General features: G+C 62.0%; 23 protein-coding genes. 8 read left to right on the top strand and 15 right to left on the bottom strand.

From position 1 onward, the window contains the following. Positions 1-62: 62 nt before the first annotated feature. The 6 genes from EUU22_RS08415 to EUU22_RS08390 form a co-directional block, all read right to left on the bottom strand. Positions 63-428 (bottom strand): DUF1850 domain-containing protein, encoded by a 366-nt coding sequence (locus tag EUU22_RS08415; RefSeq protein WP_129331571.1) that lies wholly within the window; start codon positions 426-428, stop codon positions 63-65. Then, positions 425-2,542: a TRAP transporter permease gene (locus EUU22_RS08410; RefSeq protein WP_129331570.1), complete on the bottom strand. Its 2,118-nt coding sequence runs from the start codon at positions 2,540-2,542 to the stop codon at positions 425-427. The genes EUU22_RS08415 and EUU22_RS08410 overlap by 4 nt, the downstream gene beginning before the upstream one ends. A gap of 94 nt (positions 2,543-2,636) precedes the next feature. Next, the gene (locus tag EUU22_RS08405) at positions 2,637-3,581 is read right to left on the bottom strand and encodes a TAXI family TRAP transporter solute-binding subunit (RefSeq protein WP_129331730.1); all 945 of its coding nucleotides are present in this window, start codon (positions 3,579-3,581) and stop codon (positions 2,637-2,639) included. 234 nt (positions 3,582-3,815) lie between these two features. Further along, entirely contained in the window at positions 3,816-4,694 is an 879-nt protein-coding gene (locus EUU22_RS08400; protein WP_129331569.1) for a carbohydrate ABC transporter permease, read from the bottom strand. Further along, on the bottom strand, positions 4,691-5,725 hold the full coding sequence (locus EUU22_RS08395) for a carbohydrate ABC transporter permease (RefSeq protein ID WP_165351117.1): 1,035 nt from the start codon (positions 5,723-5,725) through the stop codon (positions 4,691-4,693). The genes EUU22_RS08400 and EUU22_RS08395 overlap by 4 nt, the downstream gene beginning before the upstream one ends. Positions 5,726-5,797: 72 nt before the next feature. Beyond that, positions 5,798-7,066, bottom strand: a complete 1,269-nt coding sequence (locus EUU22_RS08390) for a sugar ABC transporter substrate-binding protein (protein ID WP_129331567.1) — start codon at positions 7,064-7,066, stop codon at positions 5,798-5,800. A gap of 274 nt (positions 7,067-7,340) precedes the next feature. Between EUU22_RS08390 and EUU22_RS08385 the strand changes: the two genes are divergently transcribed. From EUU22_RS08385 to EUU22_RS08365, 5 genes are all read left to right on the top strand, one after another. Continuing rightward, a complete protein-coding gene (locus EUU22_RS08385; protein ID WP_165351116.1) occupies positions 7,341-8,381 on the top strand; it encodes a helix-turn-helix domain-containing protein in 1,041 nt (346 codons plus the stop codon). A gap of 146 nt (positions 8,382-8,527) precedes the next feature. Then, positions 8,528-9,214 carry a hypothetical protein gene (locus EUU22_RS08380; protein ID WP_129331565.1) on the top strand — a complete coding sequence of 229 codons (687 nt, stop codon included), beginning with the start codon at positions 8,528-8,530 and terminating at the stop codon, positions 9,212-9,214. Positions 9,215-9,381: 167 nt separating this feature from the next. Next, complete coding sequence (locus tag EUU22_RS08375; RefSeq protein ID WP_129331564.1) at positions 9,382-9,990, top strand: RhiA family protein; 609 nt, start codon at positions 9,382-9,384, stop codon at positions 9,988-9,990. Between the two features lie 313 nt (positions 9,991-10,303). Continuing rightward, entirely contained in the window at positions 10,304-10,849 is a 546-nt protein-coding gene (locus EUU22_RS08370; RefSeq protein ID WP_129331563.1) for a hypothetical protein, read from the top strand. Positions 10,850-10,946: 97 nt separating this feature from the next. After that, positions 10,947-11,594: a hypothetical protein gene (locus EUU22_RS08365; RefSeq protein WP_129331562.1), complete on the top strand. Its 648-nt coding sequence runs from the start codon at positions 10,947-10,949 to the stop codon at positions 11,592-11,594. A 262-nt stretch (positions 11,595-11,856) separates the two neighbouring features. Here the strand turns inward: EUU22_RS08365 and EUU22_RS25820 are convergent, their stop codons facing one another. The 5 genes from EUU22_RS25820 to EUU22_RS08340 all read right to left on the bottom strand — a co-directional run bounded on the left by EUU22_RS25820 (position 11,857) and on the right by EUU22_RS08340 (position 15,963). Continuing rightward, positions 11,857-12,444 (bottom strand): type II toxin-antitoxin system VapC family toxin, encoded by a 588-nt coding sequence (locus EUU22_RS25820; RefSeq protein ID WP_129331561.1) that lies wholly within the window; start codon positions 12,442-12,444, stop codon positions 11,857-11,859. Then, a complete protein-coding gene (locus tag EUU22_RS08355) occupies positions 12,434-12,730 on the bottom strand; it encodes a hypothetical protein (RefSeq protein ID WP_129331560.1) in 297 nt (98 codons plus the stop codon). The genes EUU22_RS25820 and EUU22_RS08355 overlap by 11 nt, the downstream gene beginning before the upstream one ends. A 174-nt stretch (positions 12,731-12,904) precedes the next feature. Further along, a complete protein-coding gene (locus tag EUU22_RS08350) occupies positions 12,905-14,074 on the bottom strand; it encodes a Gfo/Idh/MocA family protein (protein ID WP_129331559.1) in 1,170 nt (389 codons plus the stop codon). An 18-nt stretch (positions 14,075-14,092) separates the two neighbouring features. Then, a complete protein-coding gene (locus tag EUU22_RS08345) occupies positions 14,093-15,016 on the bottom strand; it encodes a sugar phosphate isomerase/epimerase family protein (protein ID WP_129331558.1) in 924 nt (307 codons plus the stop codon). A gap of 47 nt (positions 15,017-15,063) precedes the next feature. After that, complete coding sequence (locus EUU22_RS08340; protein ID WP_129331557.1) at positions 15,064-15,963, bottom strand: sugar phosphate isomerase/epimerase family protein; 900 nt, start codon at positions 15,961-15,963, stop codon at positions 15,064-15,066. A 199-nt stretch (positions 15,964-16,162) separates the two neighbouring features. Between EUU22_RS08340 and EUU22_RS08335 the strand changes: the two genes are divergently transcribed. After that, a complete protein-coding gene (locus EUU22_RS08335; RefSeq protein ID WP_129331556.1) occupies positions 16,163-17,167 on the top strand; it encodes a LacI family DNA-binding transcriptional regulator in 1,005 nt (334 codons plus the stop codon). A 75-nt stretch (positions 17,168-17,242) separates the two neighbouring features. After that, positions 17,243-18,028, top strand: a complete 786-nt coding sequence (locus tag EUU22_RS08330; RefSeq protein ID WP_129331555.1) for a hypothetical protein — start codon at positions 17,243-17,245, stop codon at positions 18,026-18,028. 128 nt (positions 18,029-18,156) lie between these two features. On the opposite strand, the gene EUU22_RS25560 is transcribed toward EUU22_RS08330, so the two are convergent. Next, positions 18,157-18,450 (bottom strand): hypothetical protein, encoded by a 294-nt coding sequence (locus EUU22_RS25560; RefSeq protein WP_205687873.1) that lies wholly within the window; start codon positions 18,448-18,450, stop codon positions 18,157-18,159. Between the two features lie 146 nt (positions 18,451-18,596). Here EUU22_RS25560 and EUU22_RS08320 point away from each other — a divergent pair, with 146 nt between their 5' ends. Then, positions 18,597-19,211: a hypothetical protein gene (locus EUU22_RS08320; protein WP_205687872.1), complete on the top strand. Its 615-nt coding sequence runs from the start codon at positions 18,597-18,599 to the stop codon at positions 19,209-19,211. A 75-nt stretch (positions 19,212-19,286) separates the two neighbouring features. Here EUU22_RS08320 and EUU22_RS08315 read toward each other — a convergent pair whose 3' ends face one another. The 3 genes from EUU22_RS08315 to EUU22_RS08305 form a co-directional block, all read right to left on the bottom strand. Continuing rightward, positions 19,287-20,402 carry a TRAP transporter substrate-binding protein gene (locus EUU22_RS08315; RefSeq protein WP_129331554.1) on the bottom strand — a complete coding sequence of 372 codons (1,116 nt, stop codon included), beginning with the start codon at positions 20,400-20,402 and terminating at the stop codon, positions 19,287-19,289. Between the two features lie 83 nt (positions 20,403-20,485). Continuing rightward, entirely contained in the window at positions 20,486-22,012 is a 1,527-nt protein-coding gene (locus EUU22_RS08310; RefSeq protein WP_129331553.1) for a TRAP transporter large permease, read from the bottom strand. A 13-nt stretch (positions 22,013-22,025) separates the two neighbouring features. Beyond that, entirely contained in the window at positions 22,026-22,574 is a 549-nt protein-coding gene (locus EUU22_RS08305) for a TRAP transporter small permease subunit (RefSeq protein WP_129331552.1), read from the bottom strand. Positions 22,575-22,650 lie beyond the last annotated feature (76 nt).

Here is a 22,650-nt window from a genome sequence, read left to right as displayed (position 1 = left end):
CAGTCGCCGCGCTTATCCTTCATTATCCTCCCGTCGCCTCGAGTAGCCCCTCAGACTGCCCGTCAATCGCACGGCCGCAGAACGAGCGGTGTCTGCGTCTGGCGTCCGAGTTCGCGGCAGCCGTCTGCATCGCAAAGTCTCCAGCCGGAGACCGTCGCTCCCGAGGCCGCAAGGACCAGCTCGGGAACGGGCTCGAGGCTCGGCGTCCAGACCCACCATTTCCCCTCTCGGTGAGCGCCGTCGCCGGGCTCCATTCCCGCGCCCGAACCCTGAACGCGGGCCTCCTGGAGAACCAGTCCCTTTGCCGTCGGTGACCAGCGCTCCTGCCACTCGGTCTTCTCGACCGAGTGCGTCCAACCCAGCGTGAAGACGCCGGCGACAACGGCCATCGCCTTGCCGCCGGCAATGATGCAGACCACCATGGTCATGCGGCACCCGGCACCGATCTTGTCGCAACCTGCCGGCCCCGACGCCAGATCCAGACGGCGAAGATTAGCGAGAGCGCAAAGCCGATCTCGTCCGTCAGCGGCAGGGCCGCCAGCAGCATGAAGGCTGTCGCAGCGGCGACGAGCCGTTCCGCGACCGAAAGACGAACGGCCAGGAAGCCGATGACCGCCGCGCCCCAGAGCCCGATCGCAAGTCCGGTCTTGACGACGACGTATGCGACCGCCGCCGGATAGCCGACCACGGCAGCCATGGCCCCGCCGTCCTGCAACATCAGGGCCGGCGAGTAGACCCCCATGAACGGGATGACGAAGCCGGCAGCCGCCACCTTGATCGCCTGGATCGCGATCTTCAGTCCGCTTTCGCGCGCGATCGGCGCCGCCGCAAAGCAGGCGAGCGCGACCGGCGGCGTCAGATCGGCAAGGATGCCGAAGTAGAAGACGAACATGTGGCTGACGATGAGCGGAACGCCGAGCTCGAGAAGAGCCGGACCGGCGATCGACGAGGTGATGATGTAGTTCGGGATCGTCGGTATGCCCATGCCGAGCACGAGGCAGGTCACCATCGTGAGCAGAAGCGACAGGAACAGGCTCTTGTCACCGACGGAGACGATGAACTGGCCGAAGGTGTTGGCCGCCCCCGTCAGCGTCATCGTGCCGATGATGATACCGACGAGCGCACAGGCGGTCGCCACCGGCAAAGCCGTCCTTGCTCCTTCCGCAAGCGCGTCCCGGCAGGTGACGAGTGTCTCGCGGCCGCCTCTCGAAAAGGCGTTGACGGCGATCAGCCCCGCCAGCGCCGCAAGGACCACACCGATGCCGAACTGGAAGAAGGCTGCCGCCACCAGGCCGAGGCCGACCCAGAAGATGACCCGGATCACAGTGGAGGGAAGGCCGAGCGCCACGGAACTGCCGAGGATCAGCAAGGTGGTGAATGCGAGACCGACGGTGCCGGCGAACAGCGGCGTATAGCCGGAGAACAGCAACCAGACGAGCGCCGCCAGCGGCAGGATCAGGTACCACTGCTCGATGATCGCGGCCTTGGCCGAAGGCAGTTCCTCCTTCGACAGGCCGAGCAGTCCATGCTTGCCGGCCTCGAGATGAACCGTCCAGAAGGCCGAGGCAAAATAGAGGATGGCCGGGATGATCGCCGCCTTGACGATCTCGTGATACTCGACACCCAGCGTTTCCGCCATGATGAAGGCGACCGCCCCCATCACCGGCGGCATGATCTGTCCGCCCATCGAGGCCGTCGCCTCGACACCGCCGGCGAAGGCCGCACGATAACCGAACTTCTTCATCAGCGGAATGGTGAACTGGCCGGTGGTGACGACGTTTGCCACGCCCGAGCCCGAGATCGTTCCCATCAGCCCGGAAGAGATGATGGCGACCTTCGCCGCACCGCCGCGCTTGTCGCCGACGAAGCTCAGCGAGACGTCGTTGAAGAGCTTGATCATGCCCGCCCTTTCGAGGAAGGCGCCGAAGAGGATGAACAGGAAGATGTAGGTGGACGAGACGAAGGTCGGAATGCCGTAGATTCCTTCGGTGCCGTAGGCCATGTGGTCGATCACCTGGGTGAAATCATAGCCGCGATGGTCGAGCGGCGGCGGCAGGTATTCGCCGAACAGGCTGTATGCGAGGAAGAGACCCGTGATGATCGGCAAGGCCGGCCCCATGAGCGCCCAGGCAGCGGCAAACACGACGCCGAGTGCAACGACGCCGACCGCAACGTCCCGCGGAAGCGGATCGCCGGCACGGATGAGCAGCTCGGTATATTCAAAGCACTGGTAGAAGGCGACCGCCGCTCCAAGCAGAGCAATCCCCCAGCTGGCCGCCTTGGCGAATCCACCACGCTTCGAAAAGACGGCAAGCAAGGGAAACACCAGGACCGTGACGAAGCCGACATGTATGGCTCTCACCATCTGGCTCGGCAGGTCGACGAGATGCGCGGCGGTCGCGATCTGGAAAACGGAAAAGGCAAGCGCGATCGCAAAAAGAAGCCGCCCGTCCCATGTCTTCGGCAACGCCTGCGTCGTGGCGGCGTGCCCGTGTAGCTCCACCGGCGCGGCCGGGTCTTGTAGATTCGTTGTGTCGTGCATGGTTTCCTCCCGTAAACCCGAGCATGCGCGGACGGCGGCGCCTACCAACACCGGATAAGCCGGTCATCGTGGTCGCGGCCGCCGCCCGTCGCTGTCAGAGCAGGCCCTTTTCCTTGTAGTAGCGCTCGGCCCCCGGATGCAGCGGCACCGGCATACCCTGCAACGCCTTCTCGAGCTTGATCTGGGCGGCCGCCTTGTGCGCCGCTTCCATCTCCGGCAGGTTCTCGAAGAGCTGCTTCGTCATCTGGTAGGCCGTTTCGTCGGACACTTCGGAATGGGTCACGAGAAAGTTGACGACCGCGACCGTCGGGACGTCTGCGTCCTGTCCCTGGTACGTGCCGGCGGGGACGGTGGCTGCAATGTAGGGAGCACCGAGTTTCCCGGCGATTTCTTCCGGCACCGCGACCATCTGCACCTCGACGGACGTCGCCAGATCCTTGAAGGAGGAAACGCCGAGACCTGCCGACTGCAAGGTGGCATCCAACTGACGGTTCTTCATCAGCTCGACCGATTCCGCGAAAGGCAGATACTCGGTCTTCGCAAGATCGTCATAGCTCATGCCGGCGGCGGCGAGGATGGCCCGGGCATTCAGTTCCGTGCCGGATTTCGGCGCGCCGACGGAAAGGCTCTTGCCCTTGAAATCGGCGATCGTCTTGATGCCGGACTCCTTCGACGACATGATCTGGATGTAGTTCGGATAGATGGCTGCGATGCCGCGCAGCTTGTCGAGCGGTGCCTTGAAGCCGGCGTCGACGTTCCCCTCCCATGCGAGCTTGACGCTGTCGCCGAGTGCAAAGGCGATCTCGCCGCGGCCTTGCTGCAGGAGGTTGAGGTTTTCGACCGAAGCCTTGGTCGCCTGCACCTGGGTGCGTGCACCCTCGATCTTCTCGCCGTAGATCTTCGAAAGAGCGACGCCGAGCGGATAATAGACTCCCGAAGTGCCACCCGTCAGGATGTTGATGAATTCGCTCGCGCCGGCCGACGCCGAGGAAAGCATGATGGACGTACCGGCAATCGCCGCAAGGGCAGCGCGTTTCAGTCTAAGGTTCACTTGAGAGTCCTCCCGTTCAAGTTTCACATCGATGCAGCCGCCCTCCTCGGACCGGACCGCATGTAAGACCCGTAGCAATTGATGGGCCATTTCCAACCATTTGAAATCATTGACACTGTACGCAAAGATCCGGCGACGGCAGGCGAATTTCCGCCAGCCTCGGCGGCGCATCTGGCAAGAAGTTGCCGACGTGACGGTCGGCTCGCTCGTGCCCGCAGCACTCTACCCCTTGATGCCGGTCGAAGCGATGCTCGCGATGAAGAAGCGCTGCAGGAGCAGATAGAAGACGAGAACCGGAACACTGATCAGCGTCAGATAGGCCATCACTTCTCCCCAAGGCGTTTGCAGCTGGAAGAAGTACTGCAAACCGACCATCACGGGTCTGTAAGTCTCCGACTGCGTCACCAGAAGCGGCCAGAGATATTGTTGGCTGTACATCACCAGAAACTTGAGGATCGCCGCGGTCGCGATCACCGGACCAGAGAGGGGCATGACGACTCTCGCATAGATCTGCACCCAGCTCGCCCCGTCGATCCGCGCGGCCTCGATCAGATCCTCCGGCAGGTCCTTGAAATACTGGACGAAGAGAAAAATGGTGAGGCCATCGGCGATCCAGGGAATGATCTGAACGCGCCACGAGTTCAGCCATCCCCATTGCAGCCCGTCCGCGCCGATCCAGGGCAGGTTGTTCACCTCGAGCAGGAGCGGCACGGCGATCGTCTCGAAGGGAATGATCAGCGTCGCGAGGATCACGGAAAAGACAACGTCCCGACCGCGCCAGTTCAGGAAGACGAAGGCAAACCCGGCGAGCGAACTGAAGATCAGCGCCAGAAACACGGTGGTGGCGGTGACGATCACCGAGTTGAAGACGAAGGTCGCGATCGGCGCGCGGGAAAATGCGGCCGCATAATTGTCGAATGAGAGGTCGCCGACGGGCAGAAAGGCTCTCAGCGACGTTGCATCACGCAGCAGCTGGCCGTCAGGCTTCAGCGACGAGAAGACCATGAAGAGCAGCGGCAAGACGAAGATCGCCGCAATCGCGATCAGCGGCAGGTAGTCGAGGGCAATCAGCAACCGGTTCTTTTGTCTGCCTGCGGTCATGGTGAGCGCTCCCGCGTCATATATCTCTGTGTGAGCGTGATGCAGAGAACAATGAGAAATAGAACGACCGAGATCGCCGAACCAGCCGCGATATCCTGCTGGCGATAACCTCGCTCTACCGCCTGAAACACCAGTGTCTGCGTGGAATCCAGCGGGCCGCCCCGCGTCATGACATCGATTTGGGCAAAGAGTGCAAAGCCCTGCATGGTGATCACGACGAAGACGAGCACCGCCGTGTTGCGCAGCATTGGCCAGGTAATCATGGAGAACTTCTGCCTGGCATTCGCGCCCTCGATATCCGCCGCTTCGTAGAGCGTCGGGGGAATGGTCTGCAGCCCCGAAAGCCAGATCACCATGTGAAATCCGACGCCTTGCCAGACCGACATGACGAGGATCGCCCAGAGGGCGGTATCAGTGCGTCCGAGCCAGTCGACCGGTCGCAAGAGCCCGAAACTCAGATAGCCGAGCAGGCTGTTGAGCAATCCGTTGTCCGGCGCATAGATGAAGCGCCAGAGCAAGGCCACCACCACGACCGAGAGAACCACAGGCATGAAGTAGATCGCCCGGAAGATGCTGATACCGGGCCGTCTCTGATTGACGAGAAGTGCAAGCGCCAGGGCAAGGGAAGCCTGCATCGGCGTCACCACGAGCACGAAAAGAAAGGTGTTGGCGAGCGCCTTCAGGAAGACCGGGTCGCGGGCCAGCGCGACGTAACGTGCGTCGCCCCATCCGAAGCCCAGCACTTCCCGCATGCCGCGGTATTGCGGGTAGTCCGGGTTGTTGCGCGTAAAGCTGCGCACGGTCGGAAATCGAGGTGCACCGTCAGGGTCGCGGCGGATCTCTCCTTCCGCGGTTCGTTCGGGCTCAAGGCGGAGAATGCCGACACCGAGCAGCTTCGAGAAATTGTCCAGCCCGACGAATTCTGTCGGGTTGGGAGAGGTCAGGCGCTGATTGGTGAAGGACAGCCCGAAACCGAGCACAAAGGGCGCGACCAGAAAGAAGCCGATCAAAGCCAGTGCAGGGCCGGCCATCAACCAGCCCGCCACGTTCTGTCGGTTCAGTTTGCCTGATCGCGGCTGTTGCCTCATCCCCGGGCCTATACTCTATTTCGGCTTGTATCCGCCATTGCGCTCGATGTTCGCGTTGATCTCGTCGGTCGCGTTGTCGAGCGTCGTGGTGACGTCGGCGCCATTCGCGATATCGGCAAGCACCTTCTGGAAGACAGGCGAGATGAAGGCATAGGCGGGCGTAACCGGTCTGAGTGTCGCCTGCTTTTCCGACAACGAGAAGAACACCGAAAGCGGTCCGCCCTGCTTGTAGTTCTTCGTCATCTCGGCCGCGGTCGAGGTGGCGGGAACGAGGCCGATGGCGTCGGAGAACTGGGCAAGGTACTTGTCCTGGATCGCAAACTCGATGAAGGCGGATGCGCCCTCCGGATACTCGCTCGTGGCCGAAATGCCGAATTGCCAGGATGCCGCCCCGATCTTCGGCCCATTGCCGAAGTCGGGCGCCGGCAGGAAGAGAAGATCGTCTCCATATTTTTCGAGAGCCTTGACCGCGACCCAGTTGCCCATCCACTGCAGTGCATAGCGGCTATCGAGGAAGCCCGTCTCATGATCGGCAGGCGACTGCGACGTACCGGGCGCGAGCTGCTTTTCGAACAGGGATTGCCACCATTCACCGAAACGGATGGCCGCGTCGCCGTTCAGCACGCCCTCCGCGGTTTCGTAGGCCTTGGCATCGATCAGGCCACCGCCGAAACTCTCCAGAAGCGGCGTGAAGGCATAGCTGTACCATTCCGTCTTGTCCGCCATTCCGAGGTCGATCGCGTACTCGAAGCCGCCGGTTGCCTTCAGCTTCTCGAGGATTGCCGTGAACTCCTCACCCGTCCAGGGCTTTTCGAGCGTCGGGATACGGATGTCGTTCTTCTCCAGCACCGATTTGCGCGCAAAGACCGCAAGCGCCGCGTCCCACAAGCCGACCGAATAGAGTTTGCCATTCCACTTTCCGATCGCACCGGGCAGGAAGTTCTTCAGCTTCTCTTCCGACATCTGCAACGGCTGGAGATAGCCGGCCCATGCCCAGTTCGGCATGTTCGGCCCGTCGACATCGAGAATGTCGGGGAGCTTGTTCGAGAGTGCGGCGGCGGTCACCGACTCGTTGTAGGCCGCCTGCGGAAATTCCTGCAGGCTCACCCGCCACTCTTTCTGGGACGCATTGAAGTCCTCGATGATGCCGGTCAGGATCTTCCGCTCCTCGGCATTGCCCGCACCGTGGTACCAGAGAGAGAGCTCAGTCTCGGCCTGGGCGACCCCGGCGAGCAGCGCGACGCCGACGGCACCGAGCACGAAAACAAACGCAGATTTGCTCATGATTGATCCTCCATCCGGTTCGGAGAACCGGATGGAGCGCGAATTGTTCCCTCGTCGCGTGCATGCATGAAGACCACCACGCCGCGGCCACGAAGCAACGCGCAGAGAACCTCCAGAGCAGGCCAAGTCGCCACAAAAGAACTGGCCGGCCGACACGCGGATCAAGTTCTGCGCAAATTTCTGTTAGCTTTTGCTTCTATAAGTCATAGCTTGATTCGCGAAACTGCCCTTCACTACAACCATGAGGGGCAGGGACGAGGAGACCGCCGACGATTTGACGCCTCCCGACGGCGGGAATGGCGCTGTAAGGGCTTTTGTCTTCACAACCGCCGGCACCGACGACCCCTTCGGCGCATGGGGATCGGTCCTCGATGTGCTCTTCGAGTGTGTTCCGCCTCGGCGAACGGTATCGACATCCTTCGATGCCAGACTCGTCGTGCATCACTTCGGCACATTCCTGCTGTGCAGGAGCAGAGCCACAGGCGGGCGCTACCAGCGGAGCCGCGTCGGGCTCGTTGGCAACGACCTCGACCACATTGTCGTCTCCTGCCTGCTGAGCGGCGAAGTCGCTCTCGCCCATCCTGCCGCCAAGCGACTTCGTCCGGGCGACGTTGCCGTCATCGACCTGTCGGCACCGTTCGCATTCGCAACGACTGAAGTGGAGGCACTTCATCTCATCATGCCGAGATGGGCGCTGCCAGCGTCCATTACCGATCAGCAGCCAACGTCTCCCCGCTTCATTGTCCGCGAAAGCGCGATGGGCATCATCATCCGAGGTATGCTGGAGGCGCTGGCAGCGGCCGCGCGCCGCCTTGCCACCGGAGAGACGCTGGCGCTCTCGGGCGCCATACCCGAACTGTTGGCGTCCTGCCTCGCATCGACCGTACAGCCCTCCCATACCGGCCCAAGACCAAGCATCGGGCAACGCCTGCGTCGCCATATCGAAGAGAACCTCCATCGGGACGATCTCACGCCGCTCACCATCGCCCGGGAACTGGGCGTCTCGCGCAGCCAACTCTACAGACAGTTCGAGAGTGTCGGCGGCGTGCGGACGTACATCCGCCGCCGGCGACTTCGCCGAAGCCTGAGCGCCTTGTGTGATCCAAGGCACCCTGATCGCCGAATCGGAGAAATCGCCTACGACGCCGGCTTCGCCGACGAGGCCCACTTCAGTCGGCTCTTTCGACAGAGGTTCGGGATATCCCCGCGGGAGGCCCGCGCCTCCGTGCGCGCCGGCCGCCAACCGGGACTCTCGCCGGCGGCTGCCACCGATCCATCCCTTTCCGACTGGCTGCTTGCACTTATCAGCGGTTGAGTTTCGGGACGCACGTCCAAGTTTTCGGGACGCCCATCCAAGGACAACCAGAGCGGACAGTCATAGGCTATCCACACACAAAACGAGAAACCGAAGGAAGTCGTAGCCAGTCCAACAGCCCCCGTTCGCCGAAAGGAGAGCCGAAAATGTCGACACAGGTGGCCAATACCGACTCCAGTACCGCCGCTGATGACCCGCCCGCAACCGGAGTGGTTCCCTTCCAGTTGACCGCGACGAACGCATCGAGCGTGCCCGGATCCGTCTATTTCAACGTCTTTCCGCCGGCTCTGACGAACATTCCGGCAACGGGACAAACGATCACGGCACTGGTGTCGCCTGCGACGACCAATTCCTCTCCGCCGGTGACAATGACCTGGAACGGCGGACCCGGCGCACTGGGCCTCTTCGCCCTCACCGACGGCGCAGACCCTGCCCGCGCCGAGAAAACACCTGTCGCGCTCGGCGACACCGTCGCGGTGGCATGGGCCAACGGAGCATTCACGATCACGCCCTCTCCCGGAGGCCCCGCAGGTGTCCTCACCGTGACCTTCGCTCCGGGGATCCCGACCGGCGGTTCGATCGGCCTGGTGGTAGGCCCCGCCCCGATCCTCGTGCCGATCCCCGTCAGCCTGTCGCCCTTGACGCTGGCGCCGGACCTCTCGCCCACCGTCACGGTTGTGTTCGGCACCGCTTTCCAGCTCCCGGTGCCCGACATGTCGGACGAGAGCCAGGCACAGACCGTCACCTTCAAGACGGATGCGACGAGCACCAGTCCGATGGCAACCGCAAGCATCACGGTCGGCCTGGACAACCAGATCGTCGAGACCAGCTGACGACGAACCAGCTTGCCCGGCGCTCGCCTCCTGCCGGGCAGATCCTCGCCACTCCCGATTCCCCGCCTGATCCACGAGCGGCGAGGCAAGGCCGGTATCGTTTCAGCCCCCGAGGCGGTACCGGCCCCTTCAAACCGGGGGATATTCCTCGAAGAAAGGCAAGACCAATGACCTCCTACTCTCTGACGTGCGTCAACAACTCCCAGCTTTCCGGAAGCTTCGCCGTGTTCCAGAAGGCACCGCCGATGACCATTCCGGGCAATGTGTTCTCACTCGCCTGGTTTGCCCGGCCGACCGCTCCGAAAAGCAAGGTGACCTTCACCTGGAATCTCGAATACAGCTTCGTTTGGTCTGAAACCGGGCTGCTCCAGCCGGGGATCAACTTCTCGGCGTCGCAGACCATGCCGGCAGATCCGAACGGGCAGAACCTCATCCAGCTGACCCAGGACAACTACGGTGCGACGACCTTTGCGAACCCGAGTGCCAGCGGAGCCATCGGCTCCCTGACCATTCAGCAGCTCCCGAATGTCGCGCCGAACCGCACCTCCGTCGGCGTCGGCATGTCCGGTTCGGGCACATTCGCCGTGCAGGCGGCACCGAACATGACGGCCGTGTTCACGCCGCACCCGAACTACTGGGTCATCTTCGGCAATTTCGTAACCGGGGATGTCATCGACATCGAGGATGTCACCAATGCCGTCGAAGTCACCTATGGCGGCGCCCTGACGACGCGCAGTGCCACTCTCGGCATCGACAACCTGATCACCGTCTCCTGACGTCCTGGGGCGGCGTTCCTCCCCGCCGTCGGTCAACGTCAGACGCCAGGAGAGGCGATGCCGGGGGACGCCGCCCTCGGCATCGTCGGCAATGAAGCCGCGCAGCGGCAAGTCGGTCGGGTAGTGGCAGCGTTCGGCATCGGCTGACGCTTCCAATCCCGAGACCCGGACGGCCTGACGCCGTCCCTGGAACACCCACAGACACGGCCCTCCTGAGGGGCCCTATCACCGCCGGCGAGAGGCCTCGCCGGTCAGCGCTCCTCGCATGGTGCGAGGAGCGCCCATCCTCCCTGTTGAAAGAAGGAATGCAGTCATGAGAACCAGCAGACTTCGTTTCCGCCACCATCTCGCCGTCGTCCTTGCCGCTCTTGCAGCACTCGGGTTCGCCAGTCCCGCGATGGCCTACTCCGTCTACCGCGCCGTCGACGCAAATGCCGTGACCGGCGCGGTCACCTGGAATGCCGCAAACTTCGGCGTGGGCGGCAATCCGTCGACTCTCTCGTTCTTCTACTTCGCGAACGACGCTGCGGCACAGGCGGCATTCCCGACCAGACAGTGCTTCGTGAAGGTCGACCTCCCGAACACGGTCGCTCCGGTTCCGGGCAACCAGGATCTGGTCGGAAACGCAGCCATTCAGTATCAGGCCAACCCAGCTGACCAGCCCTTGCCGTTCCCCTGGCAGATCGTTTTCGACAACAACCCGGCAGGCCACTGGAGCATTCCGAAGGCCCAGATCACGACCGCGCCCGCGAACAATGCGGCCAGCCGGGTTGCTGCCGCCGGGTTTCAGGCACTCGCGACGACCGTTGGATCAGGCGTGACCATCGTCAACGGAACGCTTGGCAATTGCGGTCCGTGAGGTCGTACCGGTAGAATTGCACTGAACGGAACAAGGATGAATACCCTCGCCGTCGGGCCTTCGGCCCGGCGGCTCTTGCCAAAGGAGCATCTGCGACATGGCCGTACTGCATCACGCCTTTCGTTGTCCCGTCACGCCTGCCTTCGAAGAGACGGTCCGCGAGGTATTGTCGGCATGGGATGCCGGCGATCGTGAAAGACTCTCCGCGGTAGCACTGCGATGCCTTCCCCGGATCGCAGGGCGCGCGGATATCCAGGCGGCGTTTCGCCTCGATCCGGACGGCGCGGTTCCTTCATGGCTTCAGCCGCAGATCGTGAGCCCCGGGCTCGCCGCCTTGGTCCTGCTTGCCGAGAGGCTCGTGCCGGTCCCGTCTCTCAGCGCGAGCAAGGACACCAATCATTACCTGCTCGCAACCCATCTGCCCGTTCTCGGCTGGAACGCGAGAGAGGTGCAACTTCTCGTCCACGGGGACCCGATCGAGCTCATGCTCGCCCGGTATTCACTCTCTTCGCGTGAGTACGACGCGAGCAAGTTTCGCGAGACAGGCGGCTGGACCCTCGGAACAGCCGTAAGGGCACTCGAAGCCAAACTCACGCGTCTCGCGACCGCGCTCGACCCGGGCGAACCTCCGGCGGTTCAAGAGAGCCGGACCGCCCTTCGCGAGGGCGGAGCGATCGATGATGCACGGGCCATGCTCGCTGCGGTCGAAGACACCGACTGGCTCGTCACCAGCATTACCCACTAGGGCATGTGGCAATCACATGAAGAGGGCCGCAGCGCCGGGGATGTCTTCGCCGTTGGGTGCCAAGAGGCACGTCGTGTCAGACGCGCTGGGTTCGGCAGCAACGCTTGAGAACAGAAGAGAGCCGGACAGGTTCTGCCGACGGCGATGACGCCGAAATGCCGCCCATCCGGGATGATGAGTCACGGGCTTGGCGCGACTTGCCGCTCGAACGAGCCGATTCACGTCTGTACAAACCCGACCCCTGGCGAGTACGTCCCGCCCTTCAGGACCGCGACTGCTTCGGAGCTCGATATAAGATTATCTGTCCGGTCGGCATGAGTTGCGAGAGAAAATCAAAATCGCGGATGTTTCCCGTTAGAACGCTTGCACCCAGTTGCCTCGCCTGCAGGAAGACAAGAGCATCGTTGACGAAACGTCTCTCGTACCCCTCCCATTTGGGTAGATTGCTCAATCGGAACAGCAACCCCGCCAAGACACCCGCCTGTCCCCACATGGACGCATCCGGAGCATGAAGCCGATGTGGCGGGATGTCGCTTATGGTGGCACTTATCGTCTTAAGCGCCGCCTTGGTTGAAGCATGCTTAGGATCCAAGCGACCGAAGGCATGGGTCAGCTCGGACAGACAGACTGCGGAATGGTGGCACAGCCGATATGTCAGCAGGGCATCGACTTCAACGGGTGAGCGTCCCTGAAGCACATCCATGTAAACGCTGGTGTCAAGAAACAGCGGCACTCCGATTGCAGGTTCGTCAGCAACCCACGGGAGGGCCTCGTCAGGCCGGCGCCTAAGCGTTCCGGCTCGTTTCTGAGCCTTTAGGACCCGGAGGGTCTCGGTGAGATCAAATCCCAAGGTCAATATCCGTCGGGATGCTGCCTTTGCGATCGACCAGACGTGCACCGAAATCATCTTCCAGCGCCAGGCGGGAAAGCGCCAGTTCCAATAGCTCCGTGTCGGACGTTACATGTGCGCGCCTTTTGGCCGCCTCGATCAAATCCGATGAGACACGGCCCGACAGGCGCGTGTTCTTTGCGGTCCCAATGAGGCCGACAGCTCTTGCTTGCTCGAGTACGAGCTTGTTGCGCGCCTGCGCAGTCGCTGTTTCCGCGTCTGATGCAGCATGTGTTTGAGTAGCCATTGCATACTCCCGTGTTGAACAAAATATACCTTCTGTCCAACATAAAGACAAGATTGACTGGCTCGCAGCGTTAGGATTCGCCTCGCCGTCCAACCAATAGTCCACCGGAGTCGCATCGGTTCGACAAGGAGCGAGGCTGCGTTGTCATCGCAACCGTCCCCCAGGTTCGACTGCTCACGTTTTCCAATAGTCGACCCAAACACCGCCTGCATCTGCAGACCGGACGCAGTTTTCCACCCAGCGAACGCCTTCAAGTCCTGCATCGACGTCCGGGAAAATCAGATCCTCAATACCGTCAGGCGCCAGACCGTGATCGCCCGTCATCTTGAAGGCGAAGCGGCGATAGAGATTGGCCCAGGCTTCGAACAGTCCTTCGGGATGACCGCCACCGATCCGGTCGTCGACGAGCGCTTCAGGATAGAGGTAGCCCATGCCGCGTTCGAGAATACGCACGGATTCGCCCTGCACCTCGTAGCGCAGCTGGTTCGGCTGTTCGTCCCACCATTCAATACTGGCCTTCGAGCCGACGATACGCACCTTCTGCCCGTGCATGGAACCTGCATTGATCGCACTCGACCAGACATTCGCGATCGCGCCATTGTCGTACTCCATCAGCGTTATCGCGTTGTCCTCAAGCGGCGCACGGCTCTTCACGAAGCTCTGGCGCACACACATCAGCCGCTTGATCTTCATGTGCGGGAGGATCGCCTCGGCGAGATAGAGCGGATGCGTACCGACATCACCGAGCACGTAGCTCGGACCGGCGAACTCCGGATCGACTCGCCACTTGGTCGCCGGGTTCTTTTCCTCGACCGCGTCACTATGGAAGCCGTGTGCAAAGGCGAGGTTGACGACGCGGATCTCTCCGAGATCGCCGTTTCTCACCATCGCCCGCGCCTGCTCGATCAGTTGATGCCCGGCATAACCGTAGGTAACCCCGACGACGAGGTTCTTTGATCGCGACAGCGACTGCAGTTCTTCGGCTTCCCTCACCGTGAAGCAGAGCGGCTTTTCGCAGACGACGTGAATGCCGTGCTCGAGTGCAAGCTTCGTGATTTCGTGGTGCGTGTTGTTCGGCGTTGCAACCGAAACCGCCTCGATGCCATCCGATCGCGCGGATTCAGCCTCCAGCATCGTCTTGTAGTCCGGATAGACGCGGTCGGGATCGAGTCTGAGATCAGCGCCGAAAGCGCGGCCGCGCTCCGGATTGATGTCGAAGGCGCCGGCAACGAGTTCAAAGACGCTGTCGCGCAGCGCCGCATTGCGGTGGATGGTGCCGATCTGGCTGCCGCGACCGCCGCCGACCATGCCCCAGCGGATGGGTCTCTTGGAGTTTGCAAACATGAGCGTGCTTCCTGCTGATTAGAACCCGACCTGCCGGAGGTAATCCCGGCTGGCCTTGACGTCTTCGACGCTGCCCGAGACGTTTCTCGGATCGCGCTCCTGCTCGACGGTGATGTAGCCGTGGTAGCCGATCTCCTCGAGCGCCCGCTTGACGGCCGGATAGTCTATGGCGCCGCGACCGATTGGGCACATGACGCCCTTGCCACAAGCGTCGAAGAAGCGGATCCGCTCGCCCAGCACCTCGTCGAATATCGGCTTGTCGATATCCTTGAAGTGCACATAGTCGAGCCGGTCGGCATATCTTTTCAGCGTTTCGACCGGATCCATGCCGGCATAGTACGTGTGTCCGGTATCGAGGCAGAAACCGGCGATATCCGCCGGAATGTTCCGGGCGATGCGCGCAACCTCATCCTCGAACTCGATATAGCCACCCGCATGCGGATGGATCGTCGCCCGCACGCCGTACTTGTCGCGGGCGAGCACCGAGATCGCTCGGATGTTTTCGACCATGCCGGCCCATTCCTCGTCTGAAAGGCGCGGCGCACGGTTGGAATGGCCGGCTGCGTAATCGCGTTCGTCGTGGCCCCAGTCCATGACGGTCAGATACGGCGTCCTGAAACGCTGACCCGCGACCGGCTCGGGCTGCGGCAGTCTGGTGATGACCGAACAGATCTCGTCTGTCTGGCGCAGCAGGTTTTCCTTATTGGCGGGAGAGACCAGATCATCGAAGATCGTGCCGGCAACGACGAAGAGAGCGCGGGCCGCCAGCTCCTTGCCGACAAGCTCGGCATCGAGCGGCACGTAGCCGTAAGGGCCGAGCTCCAGTCCGCCATAACCGGCGGCAGCGGCCTCGTCGTAAACACGCAGCCAGGACGGCAGATTGGGGTTGTTGACGTCGTCGACGCCCCAGCAGCAGGGGGCGGTTGTGATGGTGATTGTCATGGGATGCTGCACCTCTTCTGCGCCTGTTAGTGCTGAACGGACCCGGGTCACTTCTTGTATTTGTCGATGTAGTTGTTCATTTCGGCGCACATGAAGCGGCCGGATTCGTCGGCCCTGTCCTCCCAGGCGAAGACGCAGGAGGTCATGATGCCGTCGAAGCCGATCTCGGCGAGCGTGCCGAAGAAGTCGTCCCACGGTACCTCGCCCTGGCCGATGTTCAGGTGCTGGTGCACACGCGCCTGGGTGCCGGGCGGATTGAGAATGTAGCGCAGGCCGGATGAGGCCTTGTGGTTGAACGTGTCACCGACATGGACATGGGCCAGCACGTCCTTCGCCTCGCGCAGCATCGCCTTCGTGTCGTCGCCGAAATAGAAGGTATGCGGCGCGCAGTAGAGGAACTTCACGTTCTTCGAATTGACCGTGCGGATGATGTCGAGCGCCGGCTGCAGCGTCTCGCACCAGTCCTCCGGATGCGGCTCGACGTGCAGGTTGATGCCCTCGCGCTCGAAGATCGGTACGAGCTCTTCCATCGAGCGCCACCAGGCGTCCTCGCAGGCCTCGATCATCGAGCCGGTATGGCAGCAGTAGCACGAGCCCTTGTCGGGGTGCGGGCCACGGCCGAACTCCGAGTTCATCGTGTCCACTTCCATCTCGACGGCGATCTCGATCGCCCGCTTCCAGTGCTTCACCGCCGCCTTGCGCTCGGTCTCGTCATTCGAGGCCCAGCGGTACATCGGCAGCAGCGAGGCGATCTTCACGTTCTCGGCGGCGAGCGCCTTCTTGAACGAACGGATCCGCTCCGGAAACACCCGCGGCGCCTTGAACCATTCGAGAAAATCCGCCCGCGGGCTGAGTTCGATCCATTCGTAGCCGAGCTCCCGGACTTTGGCCGGAAGCGCCTCGAGACTCAGATGTCGATGCATGAATGGGTCCAGCGCGATGCGCATGGGGGCCTCCCTCGTTGCCGTCGAGCGCGCGAGATTCGTTCGCCAGCCGGCCGAATTGTCACTTGCTCCGTCCGGCTCTCCTCCGAACTGCCGGAAACGTACCGCGGCGCCTTTCCCGGCTCCAATTGTTCCTTGATCAAATTTGATCATTACCCGATAAGTCGAAGGCCGGTCGTCTCGGCTGGCGGGAGAGGCCCTGATGGCGAAAGTGACACTGAAGGATCTGGCGCTGGCCGCCGGCGTCGGTACGGCAACGGCCGAGCGCGTCATGAACGGACGCGGTGGTGTGCGGCCGGAAACGGTCGAGAAAGTGCTGATCACCGCGCGAAAGCTCGGCTACCGTCACGTCTGGCCGGAAACACACCAGGGACTGGTTCGCATCGAGGTGATTCTGGTGCGCCCGGAGACCTATTTCTATTCGCGCATGAACCGGGCCTTCGAGCGCATCGCGGCCTCCCTCGGCAACGGCGTTTCAGTCTACCGCACCTTCGCACGCGAGAATGACCCGGAAGATTTCGCGGGCTACATCGCCAATCCGAAATTCCGCCGCTCTGCTCTCATCGTGGTCGCTCCGGATCACGAAGGCGTCGTCAGGAGCGTGCGTGAAGCCGCCACCACCGGAATCCCGGTTATCCAGATCATGACGCGCCCTGCACCAGAACTGCCTTATGTCGGCATCGACAACTACGCCGCGGGGCGGACCGCCGCCTATTACATGTCCGGAATGCTCGGCAATCGCTCCGGCTCGTTCGTCGCCCTCTGCCACAGCGGGGCCTACGAAAACCACAAAGAACGTATTCGCGGCTTTTCGTCCTACCTCGACGAACGCGACAACGGCATGCACAGGTTCACCGAGGTGATGTTCGACCTCGACGACGAATATGCGGCAATGGATCTGCTCAAGGCAGCACTCGATCGTGATGCCGATGTCATCGGCGTTTATACCGCCGGCGGCGACAACAGGGCGGTGGCGAGGGTGCTGTCCGAACGCGCGCCCGGTCGGATATTCTGGGTCGGCCACGAACTGACGGACCACAGCCGCTCCTGTCTCGCCAGCGGTCTGATGGCGATCGTGCTGGACCAGGCGCCGGAGATCCAGGCGCGCCGCTCCATCGACCTTGCCCTGAAGACACTCGGTCTGATGGACGTGGATGTCAGCACCGACCCCGTACGCTTCCTGACGGTGACGTCCGAGAACCTCTGATCCGGGCTGCGGACTAGTTCGAATACGACCATTCCGAGTAAGGGGAGCTTCACGCTTGCGTCTTACGGTCAGGTAATGACCGACAAGAGCGAGACCTTTCAGAACTTCCGCAGCAGTAGTCAGACGAAGCAGATCACACGATTTTCGCCGTACCTGCTACTTGGCACCGTTCCGTGGCTGCTGCTTGCAACTGTTCTCAGGCTGAACATGAAGGTTGCACCCGGCGCGGTCGCACTTCTGCTGCTTCCGCTGGTACAGATCGTTGTATTCATTGCCTTTTTGTTGGCAAGCGAGAAAATGATCTCTCTTTCGCGAGGCCATACTTCGCTCGCGGAACTGACCGTCAGTGCAAAGGCTCGATTTGCGTGCCAGGTAATTTGGAGACTGCTGCTACTCTTCCTCGTCTCAGTCCTGCTGGCGATCGGAATCGGGGTCAGCGGGTTGCAGGCCGCGACCATGTGGATGGGTTTCGACGGGCTCGCCTATCCTTGGCGTCAAGGTCCCCTCCAGGCATGGGTGGCGTTCATCTCGATCGTAGCCTTTGTCTTCGTGCTCGAGAAAGGCAGCGAACGCGACCCCAGATACCTAAACCTTGTGCGGCGTTTGTATGAGCACCGACGCAGTCTCCTCATGTCCTGGGTCTATATCTCCCTGTTCTTGATGCTCGCCACCTTCGTGCAAGGAAAGATCGCACTGCTTGCCGGATACCTTCTGAGCTTTACGGATATCGCCAGCATCGAGCGTGTTGCGTTGATCGGGTACATTGCTGCGTTTTCCTATCTTCGGATCTGGGTCGTCGTTGCGATCCTCACCTTCTCATTTCGTGCCTCTTATGGGCGCCTCGGCGTCAAACACCAGTAAGAGCACAAAAGATCGCGGCGACGGGGTATTCTCACTCCCGGTGCCGGCAACTCCGAAATTCTGCAGCACTCAGCGTTCTTCACCCAATCCCATCTGCGTCAGCGTGGAGCGCTGGCGTGCTCACGTCGTCAGTAGCCTGCCTTCATGACCGAGCGCTCGCCGCGAAGATGGCGGGCGGTGGCGTCCTTCTGGTCCTTCTTCAGGCGGCCGTTGGCGATGAATCTGACGAGCCAGGGAATGCGCCCGATCCGTCCGGCAGAGCATTGGGCGAGCACATAGGATTCTGCGCACTTCTCGAGGATCTCGATGTTGAGCAGCAGGCGTTCGAGTCCCATGCCGAAGCAGAGCGCACGGTCGTCGAGGCAGTAGGCGTTCGCTCCGTTGGCGAGCACCACGATGGGGCGGGCGTCACTCGACCGCATGGCGACCGTCGTATCTCGATACCGAGATGACGCACCTGTTCGTCGAATATCACGGGCCTCGACGGGTCCAGTCGTGCCAACATACAAGCCCAGCTGAGATCAGCGGAGGCAAGAGCGCCGACGTCAGGTCTGGCTGCATAGATGCGATGGTGCAGGCCCTGTGGCGAGGCGGAGAGCCGCACCAACCTGTCGCCTGGACGGCCGGCGACGACCGGCGCATTGGTGCGCGCCATTTCCTCGATGGCGTAGTAACCTCCGCCATGGCCGCCGCGCTCGGCATCACGACGGACTTGCCGGCGAATGGCGGAGGCAAGCTGCCGCAGTCCGTCAAACTCTCCGCGCAGACCGGTGTCGCGCCGGGCTGGCTCGTCTATGGATCAGTCATGTGGACGGACTGGAGCGTCCTGCCGAGTTTCGACTATGGCGTCGGCGGTCTTGCATCGAGCCACAAGGTCTTCAACTACCACGACGGCTATACCGTTCAGATGGGCGTCGGCCATGCCTTTACCGAGGATTTGTCCGGAACCGTGAACCTCACCTGGGACCAGGGTGTGGGTGACGGTGCCGACATAGCGACCGACACCTGGACCCTCGGCATCGGGGCGGAATACAAGACGAAGGTGGGCACCATCGGCGCAGGCCTGGCAGTCTCGTATCTGACCTCTGGTTCCCAGAGTGTTGCGGACGAGGCGACCTATGACGCGACCGCCGATGCCGACTGGGCCGTCGCCGCCGGATTGTCCTACATGATCGAGTTCTGAGGCGGGCGCACAGGGTCGATGACACGGCTGTTCCCGCCTCAAGTCATATACGCCCGAGGCGGGAACAGGTCAGTCCTACTTGCCCGAGGCCTGGGCCGCGTAATTGTAGCTGTCGTAGCCGTATTCCGCGACGCGGAACCACTGGAAGGACTCATCCCGGAACTTCTTCCACTCCGGATAGATCTTCGCCCAGGCGGGGTGTTTTTCTCCGTACTCGGCGTAGAGGTCAAAGGCTGCCTTGTAGGCGGCATCCATGATGTCACGCGGCATCGGCCGGAGCTTTACCCCCTTGGCCACCAGCTCCCGGATTGCCTTGGTGTTCTTGACGTCATAAAGCGCCTGCATGTTGAGATTGGCGGCCTTGCATGCAGTGTCGAGGGCTGCCTTATAGGTGTCCGGCAGAGCTTCATACTGCTCCTTGTTGACGTAGAAATGGATCGTCAACCCACCCTCCCAATAGGCGGGATAGTAGTAGTACGGCGCGATCTGATAGAAGCCGAGCCGTTCGTCGTCATAGGGGCCGACCCATTCGGCGGCATCGATCGTGCCGCGTTCAAGCGCGGGATAGATGTCGCCGCCCGGCAGCTGCTGCGGCACGACGCCAAGTTTCGCCATGACCTGCCCGGCTATGCCCGCGATCCGCATCTTGACGCCTTTGAGATCGTCGACGCCCTTGATTTCCTCGCGGAACCAGCCGCCCATCTGCGCCCCGGTCGCACCGCCCGGAATACCGACCAAGCCGTAGTCGGCGAGAAAGGCGTTGTAGAGCTCGTTTCCACCGCCGTGATAGAGCCAGGCATTCTGCTGGCGGGCGTTCATGCCGAAGGGGATAGTCGAGCCGATCGCGAACGTCGGGTCCTTGCCGGTGAAGTAATAGCCGCAGGTGTGGGCGATCTCGACCGTTTGCGCTTTCACGGCATCGAGCGCCTGCGGTCCGGGCACGAGTTCGCCGGCCTGGAAGACCTGGATCTGGAACTTGCCGTCCGTGATCGCCGAAAGCGCCTCTGCCATGACCACGGCACCGCCATAGATCGTGTCGAGATTGTTCGGAAAGCCCGACGTCAGCCGCCACCGGAGTGTCGGCAGATCACCGGCAATCGCTGGAGCCGCAAGCGTCGATCCCGCCGTCGCGGCGGCGCCGGCAAGCACGCCCTTTGATAGAAAACTGCGCCTGTTCAGAGTATCCGTCATCCGTTGTCCTCCTCGGTTTGGATGGGTGAAGTTGGTTTGCGCCCGCGTTTCGCGGTATGCGGCAGAACCTGTCGAAGCATTGGCTAGTCCTGTGGGGCGCCGAAGTCTGGAGTGGGAGAGCCGAAGTCGACGGCGGGAACCTGGCCCGCTCCTGCGCCATCAGTCGCGAAAGGATTGGCGCCGGCATCACCGGGCATCGGCACCTCGAGCTCGATTGTCGACGGGTCGACGGCGATCGCGTTGCTCTTGTAGTGGGTGACGAGGCCAGGGAACATGATGACGATCGCAACCATGGCAAGCTGGATGGCGAGATAAGGCAGCGCCCCCATATAGATCTGCCCGGAGGTGATGGGCTGGATCGTCTCTCCGGTCACCCGGTCGCGATAGGCACGCGCCGGTGCAACCGAGCGCAGGTAGAAGAGCGAAAAGCCGAAGGGTGGATGCATGAAGCTGGTCTGCATGTTGATCGCCAGCATGACGCCGAACCATATGAGGTCGATGCCGAGGCTGTCGGCAACCGGTGCCAGCAGCGGAATGATGATGAAGGCAAGCTCGAAGTAATCGAGAAAGAACGCCAGGAAGAACACCAGCAGATTGGCGACGATCAGGAAGCCAATCTCGCCACCCGGGATTGCGGTCATGAGGCGTTCGACCCAGACATGCCCGTTCACGCCGTAGAAGGTGAGTGAAAACACACGGGCGCCGAGCAGGATGAAGATCACGAAGGACGACAGCTTGGCGGTCGCGTAGAGCGCCGATCGCATCATCGCCAGATCGAGACGTCGATTGAGAGCAGCGAGCACCAATGCGCCGGTGGCCCCCATGGCGCCGCCTTCGGTCGGCGTCGCGACGCCGATGAAGATGGTGCCGAGCACGAGGAAGATGAGGGCGAGCGGTGGAATGAGCGAGATCGCCGCTTTGCGCACGAGCTTCCAGCCGCGGAGCGTTCGGGCCTCGAGCGGCAGCGCCGGTACGCTCGGCGGGTTGAGAAGCGCCATCACGATGATGTAGCCGGCGTAGGCGGCGACGAACAACAGGCCGGGAACGAGCGCACCCTTGTACATGTCGCCGACGGAGCGGCCAAGCTGGTCGGCGAGGATGATGAGGACCAAGGACGGCGGGATGATCTGTGCGAGCGTTCCAGATGCGGCGATCGTGCCGGCGGCGATGCGCCGGTCGTAGCCGTAGCGCAGCATGATGGGCAGCGAGATCAGTCCCATGGAAATGACAGAGGCAGCAACCACACCGGTTGTGGCGGCGAGGATCGCCCCCACGAAGATGACCGCGAAGGCCAGGCCGCCGCGCACGGGACCGAAAAGCTGGCCGATCGTATCGAGCAGGTCTTCGGCCATTCCGCTTCGTTCGAGGATGAGCCCCATGAAGGTGAAGAAGGGGATCGCCAGTAGCGTCTCGTTCGACATCTGCCCGAAGATTCGGTCGGGAATGGCGCCGAAGAGGCTCGCGGGCAAGAGCTCCATTTCGATGCCTACGAAACCGAAGAGGAAGCCGACGAATGCGAGCGCGAAGGCGACGGGATAGCCCATCAGGAGGATCACGATCAGCGACAGGAACATGATCGGAGCGAGATTTTCCGCAAGGAAGGCAAACATGACGTAATCCTGATTAGAGAGCGCCGGCGTCGGCATCGGCAATCGCGACCGCGTCGGGCAAGTCGCCGCGCAGGATGGCAATACGCTTGATGAGCTCCGAGAAACCCTGGATCGCCAGCAGGCCGAAACCGATGGGGATCAATGCCCAGACGGGCCAGAGGACCAGACCGCCGGTGTTGTTGGAAACCTCGCCGCTCGCGAACTTCGACAGGAAGAGCGGCACGGACAGGTAGATCGTGATCAGGCAGAAGGGCAGCAGGAAAAGCACCGTGCCGATCACTTCGATCCAAAGCTGCCGGCGACGCGACAGCTGGCCGTAAACCAGATCGACCTTCACATGCTCATTGCTGAGCAGCGTAAAGGCGGCGGCGATCAGGAAGACCGCGGAGAACAGGTACCACTGCGCCTCGAGCCAGGCATTCGAACTCAGATCGAACAGTTTGCGTGTGATCGCGTTGATGGAGCTGATCAGCACGTCCAGCAGCAGCAGCCAGGCGACCGATTTTCCGAGAAAGGTGTTGAGCGCATCGATAGCGCGCGACACCGCCAGCAGACTTGACATGACATCCTCCCCGATGACGTCGCGAGAGGGCGACGCCGCATCAGTGCTAGGGGCGGACCGGAATTGCGGCAAGCAG

Origin of the sequence: Ciceribacter ferrooxidans, assembly GCF_004137355.1 — a bacterium.
GTDB lineage: Bacteria > Pseudomonadota > Alphaproteobacteria > Rhizobiales > Rhizobiaceae > Allorhizobium > Allorhizobium ferrooxidans.
The sequence above is the reverse complement of the archived record's forward strand: the minus strand, read 5'-3'. Positions and strand labels throughout refer to the sequence as shown.